This is a genomic window from Stieleria tagensis (assembly GCF_024129865.1).
Classification (GTDB): domain Bacteria; phylum Planctomycetota; class Planctomycetia; order Pirellulales; family Pirellulaceae; genus Stieleria; species Stieleria tagensis.
The window spans coordinates 1-19,764 of record NZ_JAMYFE010000056.1; the positions used below are offsets into that span (position 1 = coordinate 1).

At 53.9% G+C, this 19,764-nt stretch carries 15 protein-coding genes; 1 reads left to right on the forward strand and 14 read right to left on the reverse strand.

Features of this window, described 5'->3' with window-relative positions:
• The first annotated feature begins 117 nt into the window (after positions 1 to 117).
• Positions 118 to 1,101: a tyrosine-type recombinase/integrase gene (locus NHH03_RS14000; protein ID WP_253157105.1), complete on the forward strand. Its 984-nt coding sequence runs from the start codon at positions 118 to 120 to the stop codon at positions 1,099 to 1,101.
• A 403-nt stretch (positions 1,102 to 1,504) separates the two neighbouring features.
• On the opposite strand, the gene NHH03_RS14005 is transcribed toward NHH03_RS14000, so the two are convergent.
• From NHH03_RS14005 to NHH03_RS14070, 14 genes are all read right to left on the reverse strand, one after another.
• Positions 1,505 to 2,944: a pentapeptide repeat-containing protein gene (locus tag NHH03_RS14005; protein ID WP_253157106.1), complete on the reverse strand. Its 1,440-nt coding sequence runs from the start codon at positions 2,942 to 2,944 to the stop codon at positions 1,505 to 1,507.
• 411 nt (positions 2,945 to 3,355) lie between these two features.
• Positions 3,356 to 6,598: a type I restriction endonuclease subunit R gene (locus NHH03_RS14010; protein ID WP_253157107.1), complete on the reverse strand. Its 3,243-nt coding sequence runs from the start codon at positions 6,596 to 6,598 to the stop codon at positions 3,356 to 3,358.
• A 199-nt stretch (positions 6,599 to 6,797) separates the two neighbouring features.
• Entirely contained in the window at positions 6,798 to 7,637 is an 840-nt protein-coding gene (locus NHH03_RS14015; protein ID WP_253157108.1) for a DUF3800 domain-containing protein, read from the reverse strand.
• 262 nt (positions 7,638 to 7,899) lie between these two features.
• Positions 7,900 to 8,673, reverse strand: coding sequence for a hypothetical protein (locus NHH03_RS14020; protein ID WP_253157109.1), 774 nt, complete (start codon positions 8,671 to 8,673; stop codon positions 7,900 to 7,902).
• Entirely contained in the window at positions 8,670 to 9,923 is a 1,254-nt protein-coding gene (locus NHH03_RS14025) for a restriction endonuclease subunit S (protein ID WP_253157111.1), read from the reverse strand. Before NHH03_RS14025 ends, NHH03_RS14020 begins: the two co-directional genes overlap by 4 nt.
• Positions 9,924 to 10,012: 89 nt before the next feature.
• Positions 10,013 to 12,424 (reverse strand): type I restriction-modification system subunit M, encoded by a 2,412-nt coding sequence (locus NHH03_RS14030; protein WP_253157112.1) that lies wholly within the window; start codon positions 12,422 to 12,424, stop codon positions 10,013 to 10,015.
• Between the two features lie 278 nt (positions 12,425 to 12,702).
• Positions 12,703 to 12,927: a hypothetical protein gene (locus NHH03_RS14035; protein WP_253157114.1), complete on the reverse strand. Its 225-nt coding sequence runs from the start codon at positions 12,925 to 12,927 to the stop codon at positions 12,703 to 12,705.
• Positions 12,928 to 13,401: 474 nt separating this feature from the next.
• Entirely contained in the window at positions 13,402 to 13,602 is a 201-nt protein-coding gene (locus NHH03_RS14040) for a helix-turn-helix domain-containing protein (protein ID WP_253157116.1), read from the reverse strand.
• A gap of 12 nt (positions 13,603 to 13,614) precedes the next feature.
• A complete protein-coding gene (locus NHH03_RS14045; protein WP_253157118.1) occupies positions 13,615 to 14,370 on the reverse strand; it encodes a hypothetical protein in 756 nt (251 codons plus the stop codon).
• A gap of 123 nt (positions 14,371 to 14,493) precedes the next feature.
• Positions 14,494 to 15,198, reverse strand: coding sequence for a hypothetical protein (locus tag NHH03_RS14050; protein ID WP_253157120.1), 705 nt, complete (start codon positions 15,196 to 15,198; stop codon positions 14,494 to 14,496).
• A 25-nt stretch (positions 15,199 to 15,223) separates the two neighbouring features.
• Positions 15,224 to 15,688: a hypothetical protein gene (locus NHH03_RS14055; RefSeq protein WP_253157122.1), complete on the reverse strand. Its 465-nt coding sequence runs from the start codon at positions 15,686 to 15,688 to the stop codon at positions 15,224 to 15,226.
• Between the two features lie 169 nt (positions 15,689 to 15,857).
• The gene (locus NHH03_RS14060) at positions 15,858 to 16,721 is read right to left on the reverse strand and encodes a hypothetical protein (protein ID WP_253157124.1); all 864 of its coding nucleotides are present in this window, start codon (positions 16,719 to 16,721) and stop codon (positions 15,858 to 15,860) included.
• A 125-nt stretch (positions 16,722 to 16,846) separates the two neighbouring features.
• Entirely contained in the window at positions 16,847 to 18,463 is a 1,617-nt protein-coding gene (locus NHH03_RS14065) for a hypothetical protein (protein ID WP_253157126.1), read from the reverse strand.
• Positions 18,464 to 18,490: 27 nt separating this feature from the next.
• Positions 18,491 to 19,582, reverse strand: coding sequence for a hypothetical protein (locus NHH03_RS14070; protein WP_253157128.1), 1,092 nt, complete (start codon positions 19,580 to 19,582; stop codon positions 18,491 to 18,493).
• Between the last annotated feature and the right edge of the window lie 182 nt (positions 19,583 to 19,764).

Consider the following 19,764-nt stretch of genomic DNA (forward strand, 5'->3'; position numbering starts at 1 on the left):
TTCACACGGCAGAGGTCACTGGTTCGAATCCAGTATCGCCCACTTGTCTTTTAGGCATTTCTTGCAAGCTTTTCTCTCAGGTGTACCCTTTTCCGTACCCTTTTCAGGAGAGAAACGATGCCACGTGAGCCCAAGCCGTACTATCGCAAAGCCCAGAAACGATGGGTCTGCACGATCAACGGACAACGCGTCACGCTCGGCCCGAACAAGCAGCAGGCGTTCGAGAAGTACCATGCCTTGATGCTTGATCAGCAGTCCGTGCGAGCCGAGCTGTGCACCCTCTACGAGCTCACCCAAAGCTACCTCGACTGGGTCCAGGACAACCGCAAGAAAGTCACCTACGACAAGCACAAGCACTACCTGAAAAGCTTCATTCAGGCGGTCGGAAAAACGATGAAGCCGAGTGCTCTCAAGCCACATCACCTGACGACCTGGACCAACAAAGACAGCTGGAGCTCCACCAGCCGCAATGACGCCATCACGATCGTTCAGCGAATGCTCAACTGGTCGATCGATCAAGGCTACCTCTCGTCCAGCCCGATCCCACGAATTAAAAAACCGAAAGCCAAGCGTCGCGAGATCGTCTACACACCCGAGCAGTGGAAGCAAATCAAGTCGCACGCCATCGGCCCGTTGATTCCCTTTCTCGATTTCATCTGGGCGACCGGCTGCCGGCCCAAAGAAGCTCGAACGATGGAAGCCCGCCACATCCATGATGATCTTGTGATTTTCCCACCGGACGAATCGAAAGGCGAAACCGATTCTCGAGTCATCTTCATGACACCACAGGCGCAAGCGATCATCAAACCACTGCTTTCCGAGCGCCCCACCGGACCATTGTTTCTGAACTCAGATCAAAACCCCTGGACTAAGGATTCCATCAAATGCCGGCTGACCAGGATCACGAAAAAGGTGGGCTTCCGAGTCATCGCCTACGGCGCCCGCCACAGCTACGCCACCAACGCCCTGATCCGCAGCGTCGACACCGTCTCACTGTCACACCTGATGGGCCACAAAGACACCCGAATGATCAACAACTACGCCCACCTCGCCCAAAACGTCGACTTCTTGCGACAGCAGGCACGCAATGCAGCGGGCTAACAGCCTAAACAACAAAACTCCGTGCTGCGAGCAAAGAGCCGGACTTTGCCGAGTGACCGCGATAGGGATTCCTCGGTTGCTCAAGCACTGACACTAAAGTTCCTGCGTCGGTGCGGGGCACCGAATGCAGTCAGCCACACGTGCAGCGGCGGTCGGTTTGTCCAACTTCAGCAACTTTACCTTTCGATGAATTGCGTGCGGTCTTGCCCACTGTGCGCTCCGAAGAATCAACTTGGTGGCCGGACCGCACGGCTCCTCAGTTTCGCCGACCATTGACTGAGTGGTGCGAACATGTCCGTCCGCCGTTTTATTGCTCCTTACCATCTCCGACCGAGTGTTTGTGGAAAGAATTAACTGATACATGAACTGGGGCCTGAGCGACCAGGGCACGTTTCCTCAGGATCTAGAAACGTGGTGCATCCGTTTCCTGGTCGGATGGTGGAGCCACTGGCTCCGCCATTGGTGGAGCTTCAGGCATGTTGGCGGGAACTGGAACTAGAGTGGGTTGAAGGGCGACATTGTGGACTGCGTACAGACCGGCGGCTCCAAGCTCGTCGTATTGTACCTGAATGTCAGTCAGTCGTTCGATGTAGCACTGAATTGTGTTCGCTGTTGAATCGTCTTGTACTTCTTTCCCAAATTGGTCGACATCGACCGGCTTCGATATAAACTTAAAGGTAGATTGCCAACCGTCAATGAGCCGATACTTTCCAATAGTAAACTCGTCGATATTGAGGTTGCGTACAGGAGGCTTAACTGATTGTAGGTCTTGCAACCATGATGCACTATTGACGAAGACTCGCTGGAAGCTGATTCCTTCGAAGTCGGCACCAGCGAATGCGCTTGCTTCGGGTAAGAAGCAGTCGCGCCAAAAACTAAAGCGGAGATTGGCGTTGCGAAAGTCAGAGCCCTCGAAGTGGACTTGAAAGAACTTGGATTGATTGAGCTGGGCATCGCGAAGGTATGAGTTGCTGAAATCACATTGCGAAAGCAGAGGCCTGTAGTCGCAACCCGAATCGATCAAATTTGCGAGCAGCTGCCCACGCCCCGGGCTCTTCGGCTCAGGAAGTGTCGAACCATCATCTTCAACAACCGTATACGGAACCAGGGCTCGACTTAGAGCGACTACTCGTGATTTAGCTGCGTCTGGGAGCCCAGGTTTGTACGTTTCCAAGCTTGTCGGGTCGCGGTTTGCGGGCCAAATGACAGGCGGGCGTTCGATCAGGTATTGCCCCATAATGCCGGAAAGGTCGAAAATCAGTGCAGCACGGCGACCCGATTCGGCCAATTCGATTTGCGTTCTGGCGAGTATGTTCTGTGTTTTGAGCAACTTAGATTGGTCTTCAATCAGTTCGTTTTGGCGAACGATAAGCGAGGAACCGAAGAATCCGGCGAGCGCGAGCAGCATGCCGGTAGCTGTAACGAAAATTGTCTTGGTGGTTCTGAACCAGGCGAACCAAGCAATCAGTTGTTTTGCGAGGGTATCAACGTCGTTCGACTCGCTCTCGGTGAGCCATCTATTTGAAATACGCGAAAGAGTTCCAAACACATCCGAGAGCGTGTGGTCTTCACGCAAGCTGGCATTACGCATTAAATGCCGCCAAACGAGAACAACCAGCAATGCAGCCACGAGAAATGCAGCGGTGGTGCCAAGCGCATACACTACGATTTGCTTGATGTAATCCGCATACCACCGAAATGCGAATTGGCTTGTCAGGAAAGTCAAGGCTGCAGTAAGGATGATGGCAAACGCAAGATGTAGCGTTGTGTATCCCGCGTAGGGTCGTTTCGTTGATATGTCCTTGGGAATTGGTGGTGGCTCGACCGATTTGCTTTCTTGCATTGTGACACACCTACAGTTGCTAGTCCACGTTTCTGCCAGTTCGCAAAGACATCGGATGTGATCTATGGTGGTGACTATTGGCCTTCGTCGGCATTAGATCTGGCAGTTTTCACTCAGGTTTAGCTTCTAAGTCTACCGGATGATCGGACGCTGAGGTTGCATCGACTCCGGGCATTTGGCGAGCTGACGTCGGTCTTTTTCTCCGACGCGTCGAGACGTTGATGGCTTGCTCCAAGTTTCATCGATGGGGAGTGGGTGCAAGTGACAGCGACCACCGGGCGACAATTCGTTGCTGATTGATATCTCTGAAGGCCGGCAACAGATTGGTGTGAACCGTGCAAATCTATAGAAGCGAATTCGCCCAAACGACGGACAGGGCAGTGGAATAGGAAATGCTGCTCATGATGTCTACTACGCTCCCTTTGCGAGGAGCATGTCAAAAATGACTTTTTGAAATTTGGCTTGCAGTTCGGGGCTGTTGAGATACTGGGTCATCTGATTCTGATGGACCTCGCTGCTGCTCATCACCGCGTCGTCAAGCGCGCCCGCAAAGTCGCCCAACATGGCTTGCTCGGGGGAATTGTTTTCGATTTGATTCATGACGACCTGATTTTCACGGACTTTGTCACGGATCGTGTAGGCGTAGTTGATCAAGTCTTGATCGGTGAGCCCGTCCGTGATGAACAACTCATTTAAACGGGCGATGATCTGCGACAGCCATTCTTCTTTCTTTGACTTTGCTTTGCCGGAGCCGAGTTCGGATCCCACCGTTAATCCGGCGGCACCCTCTTTGACCAGAATTAGATCCTGCTGCTTGATCTTTGAGAGCCGGTAGTGACTGAGGCCAACCGACGTCAAATCGATCGAATCATCTTGGGGAGCCTCTTCTCGCAACAACGGTGCCAAGTGACGGGCGAACAGGCTGAGTTTCTCCAGGTCCGTGCTGTCGTAGTCGACGATTTGGGACATGAACTCGTAGTAGCGGCAGAAGGATACCAGGTCCGCTTTGAAAATGCCCAATGCGTCCAGCTCCTTCTTCGCTTCCTTCATGTCGCCTTCGGCATTCGCGATGAAGGTCGGATCGCCCAGTTTCTTAGCGTGATCAAATAGCTTCTTGTGCTTGTCGTATTCCGTCCGTGCGGCCTTGTATCGATTCTGCCATCGGTCGACGGCTGGCCGGCAAACGTTGCTGATGGCGGCGTTGCTCTTGCTCTTGACGAAGTAAACTTCGCTGAACTGAGTCACTTCCGACCACAGGAAAATCCCCGATCCTCGCAGCTTGTCGAATAGTTCCCAGATCAGATTCGGGTCCGAGACGTCCAACAGCTTCGCAGTCTCGTAGTACTCTTGAAACGCCTCCAGGATATCGTCTGGGTCGTTGAAGAAGTCCAGGACATAGGTTTCTTCCTTACCGGGGAAAACACGATTGAGTCGCGACAGCGTTTGCACACACTCCAACCCACCGAGTTTCTTGTCCACGTACATGGCGCACAGCTTCGGTTGATCGAAACCGGTTTGGAATTTCTTGGCCACGATCATCACGTGATACTCGCCGGTGTCGAAAGCTTTTCGCATGTCCCGGCCTTTCAGACCTGGGTTCATACCGCTTTCGGTGAATTTTTCACCCAGCAAACCTTCCGCGTTTGGATCGCCCGGCTTGAATTCCACTTCGCCAGAAAACGCTACCATCGCCGCTAGCTGACTGTACTGTTTCTTTTTGATGTACTTGTCGAATTCCAGCTTGTATCGCACCGCTTCTTTGCGAGAACCGGTGACCACCATCGCCTTGGCGTGACCGTTCAGCAAGCCCATCACGGTTTGCCGGTAGTGCTCGACGATCGCCTTGACCTTTTGCGCGATGTTGTAGTCGTGCAAGCGAACCCATTGGCCGATTCGAACCTTGGCTTTCTTCGCGTCGACTTCGCAATCTGGCTTGGCGACCTTTTGCGCCAAGTTGTAGGCGACCTTGTAACTGGTGTAATTTTTCAACACATCCAGGATGTAGCCTTCCTCGATCGCCTGCCGCATGCTGTAGACGTGAAACGCCTTGGGTTTGTTCTGTTTCGAAACTGGCAGAGCGGGATCAGGCCGTCGACCGAACAATTCCAGCGTCTTGCTTTTTGGCGTCGCGGTGAAAGCGTAGTAACTGAGGTTGGGTGCCCCCTTGCGAGCGTCGACACTGGCTGCCAAAGCGTCCTCGGCGGTGGCCGGCTCATCCTCGTCTTGCTCCTCTTTCGTTAGCACTTCCTTCAACTGCCCTGCCGTACGTCCTGACTGGGAGCTATGAGCTTCGTCGGCGATGATGGCGTAGCAACGTTCTTTCAGACTGACACTGTTCTCGATGGCTTTCAGCACGTGGGGAAAGGTCTGGATTGTCACGATCACGATGGGTTGGCTGCTCTCCAGGGCCGCTGCAAGCTTTTCGGACTTCGATCCCTGGCCCTCGTCTCGGTTAATCCGCCCAACGACTCCGTCGGCATGCTCGAACTGATAAATCGTGTCTTGAAGTTGATCGTCCAGCACGGTGCGGTCGGTAACGACAATCACGCTGTGAAAAACTTTGTCGCCTGCGTCGTTGTACAGTGATGAAAGCTGGTGAGCCGTCCAGGCGATACTGTTGGACTTGCCGCTGCCGGCGCTGTGCTGAGCCAGGTACTTGTGACCGGGTCCTTCGGCGCGGCTGGCGCCGACGAGTTTGCGAACCAGGTCCCACTGGTGATAGCGGGGAAAGATCAACGCCTCCTTTCTCTTCTTTCGTCCGTCCCAATTCTCTTCGGTTTGGATTTCCAAGTGGATAAAGCGACCGATGATCTGCAGCAAATTGGCGGGAGCCAGAACCTCGTTCCACAAATAGTCGGTGGCGTACTGGTGAACGTCTTCGGGTGTGTCATTGCCCGCACCGCCGTCTTTCGTGCCCCGGTTGAAAGGCAGAAACTTTGTCTCGGCTCCTGCCAGTCGTGTTGCCATGGCGGCCTGATACTGGCTGACGGCAAAGTGAACTAAAGCGCCGCGTTTGAAAGTCAGCAGCGGTTCCGGTTTGTTCGTTTCGGGGTCTTTGGGCAGCCGCGTTTTCTGGTACTGGCGAATCGCATTCTCGACTGCCTGTTTAAACTCGCTTTTCAGTTCCATTGTCACTACGGGGATGCCGTTGACGAACAGCACCAAATCGATCCGCCACTTCTTGGCCTGCTTGCCGGTTTCCGCCAGTTCCGCTGCCGTGGCGTAGGGGCTGTAAACCAGTTCGGGGACGACTCGCAGGATGTTGCCTTCGTACATGGCGAGCGTATCGGGGTTCAAACCGTGCTCGGGTTTGAACTGGCACATTTTGAACGACGCCGACTTGTCACGCAGTTCGTGTCGGAGCACGCCCAGCGTCCCGAACGTGCGAAGTGACTTGTCGCTCGCCTGCGGATCGGCTTTGGCAAGTTGCGAAGCGAGCTTGTCGATAAACGCTTGCTCGGGGTTGGTCGGATAGAGCTTTTCGTACTTCTCCCAGGCCTTGGGCTGAGTTGTTTTGACGTATTCCAAGCAGTCATCGGTGTAGAGAGCCAGTTTCCGATCGTACTTGGCTGGATCACCGAGCTTCCAACCGCCCGCAACCATTTGGTCGATGATGTCCTGTTGAAAGGCGGCTTCTTTGGAGTCAGCGTTCATGTTGATTTCACTTGTGAATCGAGCTTGAGTCGATTGTTCGGACTTTTTCTCTGAAGCCAGGATTCAGCTATCACTTGACTTATGGGGCTTTCTAACCGATCATTCAAGGTAGACCCTGTCGCTCTCGAAGGCCCAAGTTCCACTTGGGGCACGTCGCAAGACATAGTGAGCACGGGGTTTTTTTGTGTCCTGACGGAGTTCATGGTTTGGTGCGGGTCATATCGCGATCGTGGTTTCGCGGCACCAACTTCCAGTGGCGGTAAGGGTGCCGCCAGCGATTCGCTAGATCACCCTGGGTTCCGGTTGATTCACCGATGTTGAAGTGCGGATAAATCACACGCACCCTCGCAGAAATATGCTTGAAAAGCTTCTCCTTTGCGACGGTGCGTTTACCACGCCTGTATTGCCCTTCGGGTTTCACGAGGTGCAGGTTGTTCAGCCGGAAGGTCATCGCGCCCAGGACAACATCGAGGCATTGCAGCAAGTCATGGTTCTTTGAATCAACCTCTGCGATCTGCTGCCGGTCAAAATCGACATTCGCGCGACGCATCTCAGGGTTGCGTGACAGGGCCTCAATGAAAGATTTAAACTTGGCCGTTTCTTCACGACTGGTGGGCATTTGATCCATGTTCAATCGAACGCGTTTTGGTCCATCGTGCTCCTCATTTGAAAAAGCGAGTCCAAATCCGTGCTTGATGAACTGGTAGTACAGTCGGTGATATTCTGATTGCCGCTGCTCCGATGTCAGGCCCTGCGGAACATAGGTGTTATTGGTGAACATGATTCGCACTTTCGCCAAGTCTGCCGCAATCAGGTCAAAGAAAGCGTCCATCACCGTCTTGTACTTGCCGAGATAGTTTTCGGTTACTTTCGTCCACTTCAACTCGCCATGAAGATTCAGTTCGGCTTTGCAGTCTGAAAGCTGAGCGGTCACACGCAACAGATCTCGCGACCTAACCAGCACACCTCCGTAGAAGTTGGAGAAGTACGCACCGTCTTTCACGGACTCATCGGTGTAGATCACAAACTCAGTCGCCATGCTTAGCAGCCACCTTCCGTTCGGGCACAGGTTCGCTTCCAACCGCCAGCAATGATCTGTTCGATGATACCCCGCTGAAAAACGGTTTTCTTGGAGTCAGCCTTCATTTTCAATTAGCAGAATAGACAGGGAAACGGTAGGTGCGGATTGCAATGAAATAAGCAAGTCGTTTCAGAACAATGGCTTACGGAGATCGCGTTCTGTTCAGCGGTGTTGCGATGAAATAAAAGACATTCCCCTCGGCTGTAGTGAGAGTCATCGTTCATGCAACCTCCATTTCGGTTGCGTTGTTGGGACTATTGCCGGCCATGTGGATGCTGTGCTTTCCTTGAAACCAACGCCCCGTTACGCGGCTCTTGCGAAAGGTACCCAACCCACCAAATTGCCGGTCGAAGATTTGCACATACCACGAGCGATTTCCGAGGCTCGGCAGCCGACCATCGGCCCGATTGAGCGCGTCTCGCCACACGCCGATGTGATCCACGATCAGGACGGCTCGTCGCGTTTTCTCGTCGTGAAAAAGTTCCCAAGTCTTCGTCAGTTCCAGTTTGCCCTCGATGCCGCCAAACGGATCGACGTGACTGTGCCCGAGGTGCAGCGGGTTGGATCCGCCGTGATACGGGTCTTTCCAGGCAGGTTCCGATCGGCGGCGGAATTCAGTCCACCATGCGTCATCCGGAAAATAACGAAAAGACTCTTCACCCGTTGTCGGATCGCTGCTGCTCCAGGCCCATGCGGCATAAAAGTCGATGGCGTGGTCCCATCCCCACACTTGACTGACCAGTTGGAGTAATGCTGAGTCGGCATTTCGTTGGCCATTCTGGTACCACCACGCCAATCCCTGAGCGGGATCTTGCCAGCCAAGCAGAGATTTCAAGAGGTAATGCAGGGTTTCCCACACAGCACAAGCGTCGTGCAAATCCGTTACACGTGTTGGATCAGGAAAGTCCTTGTGCGAGCGTGTTCCGGCCAGGATCTGATGCAACAGCGGTATCTTTCGACACCACTCATCCGAGATGATATAGGCTGCATTCATGCGACCTCCATTTCGGTTTCGAGTCGGGCATCGGAGGAAGGACGCTTCCAGCCACGAACGTCGATCTTGCCGGTGACGGCGGCGGAGATGAGTGCGGTGCGGCGTTCTTGGAGAAGTTCGACTGCCTCGGAAGCATGTGACTCAATCCTGTCGAACTTCTCTGAGATCGTATCAAGATGCGAGACTATCTCATCCTGCTCGTATTTCGGCGGACATGGGAAGCGATACTTCCGAAGTTGTTCGCCAGTGAGATGTGGGATTGTTGCCGTCCCGCCCGCGAGTACCCAGTCAGTTTCAATGACGAATCGCATGCAGTAGTAGAAGAATCTTGGGTTCTCAACATCTGGATCAAGTGGTCTTAGTCGGTGCAGCGCTTTTTGAAAGCCACACCGTTCAAGCTCATCTTGCCAAATAGCAGTTTGTCCAATTCCTGCACCACCTTCGCAGATCAAAAGGTCGCCTTTCTTGACGCTGAAGCGCTCAAACTCGTGGGGCGTGATGTCCATGGTCGGAAGAGACTCGACATTGATCGAATCCCAATTCACATCTGCGTTGCGAAGATAGACGGTTGGGTGCAATCCAGTGAGCTTGTTCTCGTCGTACATCTTTCCGAGAACTGCGTCGTAGCGAGCGTAAACGGGCGGTGTCCGCCAATGTTCAGGGATGTCTCCGACCCACTCGACGCCGGAATCTCGCAGGGGGGCGTCGGGGTTCAAGCCTTTGGTGACCGCATGACTGATGACGGCCTGACGTTTCTCCCCGAGCAAGGCGATGAGCTGCTGCTGCTTCTCAATCAACGCATCAATCTTCGCCGTCTCGTAGTCCAGGAACGCCGCGATCTGCTTTTGTTCTTCCAGAGGCGGAGCGGGCATCGTCACCTTTGAGAAGGTGTCGGCCCGAACGACTTTGCGGAGTCCGGTGTAGAACGGACGGAGCCCCTTGAACGAGTCCAAGTGCAGGAAATAGTAAGAAGCGTATTCAGGCACGCACGACGGCAATGCTCGGTAGACGCTGTATGCGCCGGTAATCATTCCGTGATCGTAGGCGATGCCGATTGTTCGCGGAGTTTCATCAATGTCGAACAGGCAGAAAACCAAGTCGCCCGGTTGAACAATCTGATAGTTGTCGAACTCGGCTGGCAGTTTGCCGCCTTCATCCATGTCTCGAACGATAACGCCACCAAGCGTCAATGAAAGCAACGAGTAGTCGGCTGAGGCTCTTCCGACTTTACTCTTTTGCAGCGTGAACATTGTCTTCGTTCGGCGTACATTCCAATGATCTGGAAGTTCGCCCAACCAATCGTCGTCGGCTTGTTGGTAGTTTTCGTATCGCCGCAATCTCAAGAGTGAGCCTCCTGCAGCATCTGCATGATCTCGCCGCTCAGTTCATCCAACTCGGCGTCGATCTCCTTCAGCGGCCTCGGGGGTTCGTACTCGTAGAAATGTCGGTTGAACGGGATCTCGTAGCCGACGATGCCGACCCCGCCATCCTTGTCGTCTGTTTTCCCTTTGTCGATCCAGGCGTCGGGGACGTGCGGGGCGACTTCTTTGTTGAAGTAGGCTTCGTTCACCGCATCGACTTTCGCGCCACGAGCAGTGTCGGCGGTCAACGGCACGTCTTCGTTGTCTCGCAAGTCGCTGTCGGGCTGGAACTGGACGATCTGGTCTCGGTACTCAAACGTTCCATAGGTTGGGTTGGCTTCGACTGGCTTACCTTTGCTCTTGGAACCGGGGCTAACGCCCAAACGGCTAATAACCTTCTTGATGACTGGCTCGGCGTCGGGGTTGGTCCAACTGACGGCGGCGATGATTTGCTTTTTCTGCTTCGCATCTAACTCGACGTCGGCGTCCTTGATCGCTTGCTTCAGCTTGTCCTCAAACTCGATGAAGTCATCGTGCTGGGCTGTGCCGATCGTCGTTTGCAACCTGATAGCTTTGTCGAGCAGTTCTTTTTGGGCCGTCCATGATTTTGCATCGAGCAGGTCTTTGATTTGCTTTTCTTTGAGGTCGGCAAAGTCGGATTTGACCAGGGCTCGGATCTCGGTTTCCATCAGCCGCAACGCGCTAGCGTTCGGTTCCGCGAGATTGTCGTAGAACCGCGGGCCATCGCCAGGCGACTGGTTGAGGATTCGTTCCCAAATAGTCTGCATTGCCGCGTTGAGCTTGCCGGATGCAAAGCGGAGCGTTTCAATTCGCTCGTCGGTGAACTGGACTGAAAGACGCAGTGGGCGCTCGATGGTGATGCGTCGGTAGCCGAATTCGTGACTTTCAAAGATCTTGCTGCCGAACGTTTTCTTGGCGGCTTTCTTATTGCTGGTGGTCCCTCGCTTACGCGTCGGGTTGTCATTGTCGTCTTTGTCCAGGCGGTAACTTTCGACGGCTGCAAAGTTGCCGAAGGTTCGCGTGACCAGCCGAACGTCGTCTTCGCCAATCTCTTGCCGCTTGCTGCCCAGACTCTTCCGCATCTTTTGATACAGATGCACGCCGTTGATCAGTTGGACCTTGCCGCGTCGCTTCTTCTCTTTTTTGTTGGACAGGATCCAGACGTAGGTCGCGATACCGGTGTTGTAGAACATGTCGGTCGGCAAGGCGACGATGGCTTCCAACAGATCGCTTTCCAAGATGTATCGCCGGATTTCGCTCTCACCGCTGCCCGCGCCGCCCGTGAACAGCGGCGATCCGTTCAGAATGATGCCGATGCGTCCGCCGTTCTTATTGGGGTCGTTGGGATCGTAGTCGCGCATCTTGCTGATCAGGTGCATCAGGAACAGCAGCGATCCGTCGCTGACTCGCGGCAGTCCCGGTCCAAAGCGTCCGTCAAAGCCTTTCAGTTTTTGCTCGTCTTTAATGGTGCCTTCCACTTTCTTCCAATCGACGCCAAACGGCGGATTGGAGAGCATGTAGTCGAATCGGTCGGCGACCAATTGGTCGTCGCCGAGCGTGTTGCCCAGTTTGATGCGGCTGACGTCCTGGCCCTTGATCAGCATGTCGCCTTTGCAGATCGCATAACTCTCGGGGTTCAGCTCCTGGCCAAAGGCTCGCATGACGGCGTCGGGGTTCAACTCATGGACATATTCCATCCCACTGGAAAGAAATCCGCCGGTCCCCGCCGTGGGATCGTAAATGGTGCGGATGATGCCCGGTTCGGTCAGCGCGTCGTCGTCTTCCATGAAGACCAGCGAAGTGGTCAGCCGCACGATGTCTCGCGGCGTGAAGTGTTCCCCCGCGGTTTCGTTGCTGGATTCCGCAAACCGGCGAATGAGTTCCTCGAAAACGAGCCCCATGTCGTGGTTGCTGATCGCGTCGGGGCTGAGGTCGGTCAGCGCAACTTTCTGGACGACTTTGTAGAGCAGGTTGGCGTCTTGGAGCTGAGCGATAAATTCGGCGAACTTGAAGTGCTCGAAGATTTCGCGGGCGTCGCGGGAGAAACTGTCCACATAGGAGAGCAAGTTTGACTTGATATCGGCACTGCCCATCTTAGACAGGTCCATCGCCGATGTGTTGTAGAACGATTGCTTGGCGGCTTTGATCAGAAACTTCTCACGGGCTTCGACTTCAAGTGCCGGCATGGAACTGAGTTTTTCGGCCTGAGCCAGCACCTTAGGCTTGGTCGCTTCGAGCACACATTCCAACCGCCGCAGAATCGTGAACGGCAAGATCACGCGCCCGTACTGCGATTGCTTGAAATCGCCGCGAAGCAGATCCGCAAGTGACCAGATGTACGCCGCGGTCTGAGAAAAGTTGGCAGTCATGAAACGTCTTGTTCCAAAGGTCGAGCATCACGGAAGCACATCTTGGGCAAACCAGCTCGTTTGAAATTGCCCCGACCCGTCTTTTATCGGACCGATTATCGCCTCCAACGTCCCGGCTGTCACCCCATCCAAAACCGTGCAACTAAAACAGGATGATCGGCCTTCCACGGTGCAGAAGGATGGTCCGCGATCGTTCTTGGTGAGGGAGCTTTCAACTGTTCGCCAATCGTTAGCACCCTGGTTGCGCTTCTATCATTGGCCTGTTGCGGGCAGCCGATTTAAGCGAAACGGTCTGCGTACAGATGCCCCACTGCGTCCTGGATGGCTAGGTTGAAAGGAAGCGTGAACTCTTCCATCGTGTCGTTCCCGAAACCAATCAATTGCGCCACGGTGAAATGACCGGCGTCGACTAATTCGTCGAACTGCTCCCAAAACAATGCTGTCTGTTCCAAAACGAGTGCATCGCCATTGGCATCCATCAACGTCCGCTTGGATGGTTTCATCCACACATCAATTTGTTCGTTTGTCCAAGTCATTGCATCACCATGGTAACAAAGAATGTTCGTGTCGCGCAAGCTTTATCGCCCACGGCCATTCTGCGATTGGCTGCGTTTCGCGGCCTGTCGTCGGAACTGCTCTTTCACCGGTCGCTTTCGATAGGGCCGGACGTTGGGCAACTTGGTGACGTCGACGCCTTTCATTGCGACACTTCGACGCTTTGCGCCGCGAACGCTTCTGGCTCCGTGCGGTGTCAGCGTCAAGCTCGGCTTGGACAACGTTGGCTTCAACCGATCTCGACTGCCCGATTGAAAGTGTTCTTTCGCTTTCGGTAACCGGTGTGACTTTAGAAAAGCAGCTTTCAACTTGAACCGGGGCTTCCGGGCGATTGAGTTGAAACCGTATCGCAGGCGGATTGACTTGAGGCGATGTTTGACGGACATCGGTTCTCCAAGGGCTAGCGGAGGGGAATTTGACGACTAAAAGTGCTTGCTGTTACTCGATGGCAGCTTGACCGCATCATGGCGACGTTCTTCCAAGAACTGTTCCAAATCGGATTCCAGAACTCGGCGGCACGTTCCAATCAAGATCGAAGGCAGATCACCTTTTGCCGCCATCGCATAAACCTTGCTCTTGCTGATCTTGAGACGCTCACTCACTTCTTTGATGGTTAATAGCATGGATCGCTCCGTTCAATGGCTAAGGTCCAGGTCCATTCCTTCCGATGGCCCAAGGCCGCTCCTGTTGCTCGATGTTTCCGTGGTCAAACGGATCGCGGTGTTGAAAACCATGGTCAGCATCTCGCCTTGCTTCGAATCTGCGCCCGCAATGGCGATCGATCGGAACCCCGTGGCACTGCTGGGGTCCGAAACCCTTTGCTGCGATATTCCGCTTTCGATCACCAAGTCGATCACCTTGGCGTGCTTCAAATGGGACTTGGGGTACCGCCGCTGCGCCGGATTTGGCGGTGCATCAGACAGCTGTTCCAACCTCGCCTCCGCATCGCGATCCTCACCCAACATGGTTCGCAACAAGACGGCGTCTCGACCCTCGCCCCTGCCGACTCTCAATCCGCGATCATAGAACCACGATCGAAATCCAACCGCGTCGGCCGTGGCGATAAATTTCAGGTTGTGCGCGAACAAGGTCGAAGCGAAGCTTCTTGGTAGAAACATCTCCGCGCTTGAGACCAACAGGGGAACAACGATTCCGACTCCGGCCAGCCACATCACGAATCGAACCAGTGGCTCTTGGTCGTCGGGGATCGCCATCCATATCCGAAACATGGCATAGATTGCGGCTGGAATCACGCAGACTTTCGTGGCAAGAATCCCCCGATCGAATGAACGCCAGTCGGCGATTCGCACCGAAACCCTTGCGCAGCGATTTTCTTCGTCAAAGTACAACGGCGGCCATGGCGGCAGGCCAGGATCAATGTATCGTTGCATCTTGGGTTCTGCGGAGTGAGAGGGACTTGAAAAGCCAACGTGGACGGCGTGGATGGGATGATTGGTAGTCGATTTGCAACTGGCAGGGGATTCCGGAATGAGAAACAGATGGACCAAGCCGAACTAGAATCGCGGTAGCTCCGGGCTCGTCACCAACGCGTTGTTAATCACAAACTGACCGGGCTCAAATCCGGAACGCTCCAGAATGGTCTTCCAGCGAGACACTTCATCATTGGCGACAAAGTACAACGCCAAGTTTCCGCCGCGTTCTCGATAGTGGGTCAGTGAGTCGATCATCCGATACCCCTCCTTGGACTTCGTCGGAAGGTTTGACTCGCTGTCTCGCATGTCACTCAACAACACGGTGACGACTTTGGTGTCGGCCGCGACATCAGGCATTGCGTTGATGTAGTCAATCGTCGTTCGAGTGGCGACGTAAACCGGGGAGCGATCCGGTTTGGAGTGGGCTTTCAAAAAACCCGACATCTCCTCCGGCGAACGGAAACGATGTCGCAATTCCTCGGGCGTCCCTTCGAACAGCAACACATCGTCGTTGCCACTCATTTGCGACAATACGATTTTGCAGTCCCCACCGAAACTTTGGTCGGTGAAGTCTGCCATCATTCCCAGGATCAAGGGATACGCCCGCTTGGTCAGGTCGTCGGCAAAACTGCCACTCAGATCGATCCCAATTGCTAAACAGGAATCCAGAGATTGTGTTTCAAAGACGGGCCGGAGCGGAGTCTCGCTCTTTTTCAGGCAACCGGAAAAGCAGAGCAGCAGTCCAATCAATGCTGGGACCGGTAAAAGATGGATAGCGTTTTTCATGATCAACAAACCTCATTAAGGGAGTTCACGATTCGTGGTACGACTGGTGGAGCGCCCCGAAGGCGGCAACTCCCGCTGCGTAGAGTGCAGTACAGGCGATCGGCACGTAGCCCGATGTTTCGGTCCAACCGTTGTTCCTGGCGGCAAGGCCGCAATAAAAAACAAACGCGTCAGCGGACAAGATGATCACGGCGATGGCTGCGAACAGGTAAAAGACAATCGGGTTGCTCTTGCGTTGCTGCATCACCGTGCCCAACCCCTTCGATTCCGAGATCACCCGAATCCAAATGAGAGTCACGGCGATAAACAAAAGTACACTGGCGAGATGGCTAAGATCCAAATCGGAGTAGCCCTGATAGGACTCCAGCAGCTCAAATCCAGGGAATGGGAGCCGAGACAATCTGGTTCGCATGACGGGGACAAGTTCCCGAATGCCTTGCGCTGCTACCGCAAAAACCACGGTAAACAAAATCGGAGCGATCAACAGCATCAGGATCCAGAATCGAACGGCCTCACCAAATGAGTGACGGCGGCGCACTCTGGTACTTTTGGTGCGATACGTAGCCGCTCCATTTCGTGAGGCACTAACGTCCTCAAACGTATCCAGGTCTCGGCTGACTTTGCTTCGATCAAACATTAAACGACCTTTGCGGTAAGAGTTACAGGGTTTGGGCAATGATCGCAGCAACGCCGTGCTTGCTTCTCCAGTGCTGCAGGGCTTGTTCAAGAATATGGATGACGACTTCGGGGCCGTTGCTACGGTCTTCACCCTTGATGACCATGCAAAGCTCGGCGATGTTGTCTTCGTAGACCACTTTGCCCGACGGTGGTCGCTTTGCAGTACTTTTGGCGTCCACTTCGTCGCGTCTGGCCTGGATGACATTTAGTGTGTGCGCATTGGCTTCGAATGACTTGGTGTTGAATGGTTCGTCCACCAAGGTCTGGCCAGTGGTATCTGAGATAGCCAAAGCTTTCGTCTTTCTGGCGGGCTTCGATTTAGCCGGCGCAAAATGGGACAGAATCTCCATTGCCGCTCGCTTGTCGATAATCTGTCCTTTTTCAGCTCGTTCGATCGCGATCTGCCCCGCCTCGTGCGGAGCGTTGGGCGTGCTCAGCAACATCAAGCCAACGGGGACGAACTGTCGACACAATCGTTGATTCAAAAGCAGTGGCTTTCGAAAACGCTTGAAAGCGTCGACGTACTTGTACTGCTGGGAACGCGACATGTTGATTTCCTGTTCCATTGTCGCGATCTTCTCTTTCTTCTTCAGCTCCGGGGTTGCTGCATCAAAAATGAAGAGGAACCCACCGGTGCGCAAGCACTGCTGCGTCTTACCCATGCGAATGTGGTCGGCAATCGAAATCGATAGCTGTTCGATGATCGCCAAATTAACATTTGTCACAGTTTCTACTTCCGCGAGAATTTCCTGCTCGTTGGCGTTGGTCAACCAATGGAAGAACTGATTGCTGGTGTCATCTGACATCAGTCCATGCATCAATGGATGGAGTGGGCTGTTCATCATTCAATCCTCGAACCGTTGTGCTATCGATGTGCAATTCCTCTGAACCTTCCGTGAGCAATGGTGGCATCCTGCTTGCTGGAACAGCTTCCGGCTGTCCCAGCAGATTTGTTCGCTTGGCGACAGACTTATGGACTAAGCGGCATCTGCGTTGATTGTTCCGTCGCCACTTGACGGTGCTCTATCGATGGACTCGCTGCGACCGTTGGCGCACCGGGTAAACCGATCCGGCAAAGTTCAATGAACTGATCAAGCACTTTTGATGTGCCATCGACCAACTTCGCGCGGAAGGGCCGCGTCAGTTCACGAAGGGCCTTGCGATGCTCACCTTCCGCGCCGGTATGGACTGCCAAAAACCGTCGTGATGATCGCTCGGCCAACCATTGATCGATCTCCGATTTGGCGACCTCGACTGTCAGTGAATCGTCTGCTGTAACCACATCTGTCATAAAGATCAGCAGCTCTCGGTCAGCCCGTGACGTGCGCTGGAACGTTTTGATTCCATCGCGAAGCATGGAAACAAAGGGTTCGTCTCCACCGTCCGCAGTCACGTCGCGAAAGAACGATCGGACGCTTTGATTTGCGACATCACCCGCTGGCGATGATGGAAGCACATCCGTCATTTCAAGTGCGACATCGGGGGCTGTTCGTCGTACCCGGACACCCAATCGCAACGACTGCACAAGTCCCGGCACTTCGGAAACGATACGATTGAAAACGTTGCCGATGCTCGCCAGATTTGACGCCTGTGAACCGCTACCATCAACAACCAGCACGATCGTGACGGAAAGATCCTTCAACTGTTCAATTGACGCGCCAGCCATTTCAAACTGATACGCCATCGATCCCTTTCGCTGAAAGCTGGCCACGGCAGGTATCACGTCGACTTTCTTTGGCTCAGGCCGCTTCGTCGGGATGGCGATGATGACTGGCGTCGTCGCTTCTCGCATCACTGGCAGCGGCGATTCCGTTCGCTTCGGATCCGGTAAAAACGGTTCTTTGAATGAGCAAGCGAGATTCACGTCGGTCGTCAAGCGTGCTAATTGACCGTTCAGCTCACGAAACCAGCTTTGGTAGAACTCTTGAACGCGGACTTGATGCGTTGGATTCGATCCCCAGTCTTCTCGAACAGGAATCAAAGCCAACTCCGTGTCCGTTGAGAACGGCTTGGTTTTCCAAGGGCTCTGTGGATGACCGATCAATCCAACGTCGGGATATCGATCTTCGACCATGTCGAACGTCGGATTGTCCGGATTCCGATAGACAGCGTCGCCGACCAAGACAATTCTTAACGGAAGCTCGGTGCGTCGATTCTTTTCGATGCACATTGGGATTTCCGTAATCCGCAGCGAGACGGAGGATCGGTCGGCCGGATCCTGAGCAAAAAACTTTTTGATTGCCAGATAGCTCGCTCCAAACACCGGGTTCCGCTTGCGAACTTTTGCCGGACCATACGGAACCGTTGCGGTGCCAACGATCCGCTGCTTCGAACAATCAAAGATTGTGATCACACTCTCGCCTGCCAAGCCGACCAGAGCCAGTTCTTTGACTTTTGCACCAAGCTGTCGAAAGACTTCAGCGTCAGCCGCGCCAACAAACATCCAGTATTCATACGGTTGGCCTTGGACAAGCGGCACCGTGGCAGCCTGAACTGAATCATCTGGTTCTTCGTTGCTGCCACAACCTGGCAGCCATGAAACCGCTACCCAAATCAGCACCGACAGCAATTGTTTGGATTTGAACATCACCAAATACCTCTTGAGGGAATCGAATCACGAAAGATCGTTTAGACGCCGCTGCAGCTGACGGCGTTTTTTGTCGCTGCGTTGCCGTTTTGCAGCCGCGAAAATGATGTCGCGAAACACGCGACGATGCGCCTTGTGTCGTTTGATGCAGGCTCGAAGCACTGCCAGCGACGGCGTCGTCGCGAGCACGCATTCATCGACATGGTTAAATGCAGCCACAGCCGCCTGATTGACGGGCCGTTCACTTGCGGCACGTTCAAAGAGCATCAACACAAAAAATTTGATACCCTCGAGTATTGCAGCGGTAACAGCAGCCAGGCCGGTCATCGAGATAGCGGAGTACCACCAAGGATATTCCATGACATCGAAAGCACTAGGAGCTTCCCGGCTGGCGTCAGCAGCCCCAGACATGACGTATGCAAATGACAGCGTGACGGCAAGCAACACGGGTATGCCAATCGCCCCAAGGGCGACATAGAAGATCGATCTTCGACCGCGTTTCCAAAAGAACGAGATGAACTCGACCATACAAAGCAGTCCGAACACGGGTGCCACAGCAACCGCGAAAACAAGCTCCTGCGCAGGTTCGGTTGGGACGCCTAAACCTGATTCGGAGGGCGTTTCAAAAAAGGGACCTTCAACCACTACGGCCGATGCAGAGGTAAGCTCGGCATCTACGACCACATTCAGTCCAGCAACCAATGACAAGATGCTCAGAATGATTAATGCGATAGCTGGTGCGAACGACTTCTCTGCGCGAAATCGCCAGACGGACTTTTGCCCTGTTAAAGAATTGATCGCCTCAGCCTGCTCATCCCAGGATGTTGCAATGACCGATAGCGATTTCCTGAAAGCATCACGTAGGTCCAACGCAGCTTGATGCTGCTCGGCAACCTTTGGACGCCCGAAGTAAAGAGCTTTGGCCAGCTGCTTCAATTCCCTGCGGCCTCGCGATGTGAGATCAAGCGTTCCGAACACGCTGCTATTGGGTAGCCCGTGATCTTCCTCGAAGTAATCTCGAGCCCAACGTGTCAGTTTTCTCGCATCGTGCAGGCCCATTCGAAAAATCGGTTCTGTAAAACTCTCGAACCGCTTGTCATGCTGCAAGCGTTTGGTCATCTTGGTAGAGCCGTTCGAGGAGCCCCTGTGCGACTCGTGTCGATGCATTGTTTCCCCCTTTTCAAACTGTGACGTTCTGAACTGATTCTGCGGATCACGCAGAAATTTCGAGGCTCAGTTCAATCAGTTACGAGAAACTTTGCTGTCCGGATTTGAGCCAATTTCAGATGGTCATCGATCAA

Coding starts and splice junctions, on each gene's coding strand:
- NHH03_RS14000 (WP_253157105.1), top strand. CDS start 118: ATGCCACGTGAGCCCAAGCCGTACTATCGCAAAGCCCAGAAACGATGG.
- NHH03_RS14005 (WP_253157106.1), bottom strand. CDS start 2,944: ATGCAAGAAAGCAAATCGGTCGAGCCACCACCAATTCCCAAGGACATA.
- NHH03_RS14010 (WP_253157107.1), bottom strand. CDS start 6,598: ATGAACGCTGACTCCAAAGAAGCCGCCTTTCAACAGGACATCATCGAC.
- NHH03_RS14015 (WP_253157108.1), bottom strand. CDS start 7,637: ATGGCGACTGAGTTTGTGATCTACACCGATGAGTCCGTGAAAGACGGT.
- NHH03_RS14020 (WP_253157109.1), bottom strand. CDS start 8,673: ATGAATGCAGCCTATATCATCTCGGATGAGTGGTGTCGAAAGATACCG.
- NHH03_RS14025 (WP_253157111.1), bottom strand. CDS start 9,923: ATGTTCACGCTGCAAAAGAGTAAAGTCGGAAGAGCCTCAGCCGACTAC.
- NHH03_RS14030 (WP_253157112.1), bottom strand. CDS start 12,424: ATGACTGCCAACTTTTCTCAGACCGCGGCGTACATCTGGTCACTTGCG.
- NHH03_RS14035 (WP_253157114.1), bottom strand. CDS start 12,927: ATGAAACCATCCAAGCGGACGTTGATGGATGCCAATGGCGATGCACTC.
- NHH03_RS14040 (WP_253157116.1), bottom strand. CDS start 13,602: ATGCTATTAACCATCAAAGAAGTGAGTGAGCGTCTCAAGATCAGCAAG.
- NHH03_RS14045 (WP_253157118.1), bottom strand. CDS start 14,370: ATGCAACGATACATTGATCCTGGCCTGCCGCCATGGCCGCCGTTGTAC.
- NHH03_RS14050 (WP_253157120.1), bottom strand. CDS start 15,198: ATGAAAAACGCTATCCATCTTTTACCGGTCCCAGCATTGATTGGACTG.
- NHH03_RS14055 (WP_253157122.1), bottom strand. CDS start 15,688: ATGCTGTTGATCGCTCCGATTTTGTTTACCGTGGTTTTTGCGGTAGCA.
- NHH03_RS14060 (WP_253157124.1), bottom strand. CDS start 16,721: ATGATGAACAGCCCACTCCATCCATTGATGCATGGACTGATGTCAGAT.
- NHH03_RS14065 (WP_253157126.1), bottom strand. CDS start 18,463: ATGTTCAAATCCAAACAATTGCTGTCGGTGCTGATTTGGGTAGCGGTT.
- NHH03_RS14070 (WP_253157128.1), bottom strand. CDS start 19,582: ATGACCAAACGCTTGCAGCATGACAAGCGGTTCGAGAGTTTTACAGAA.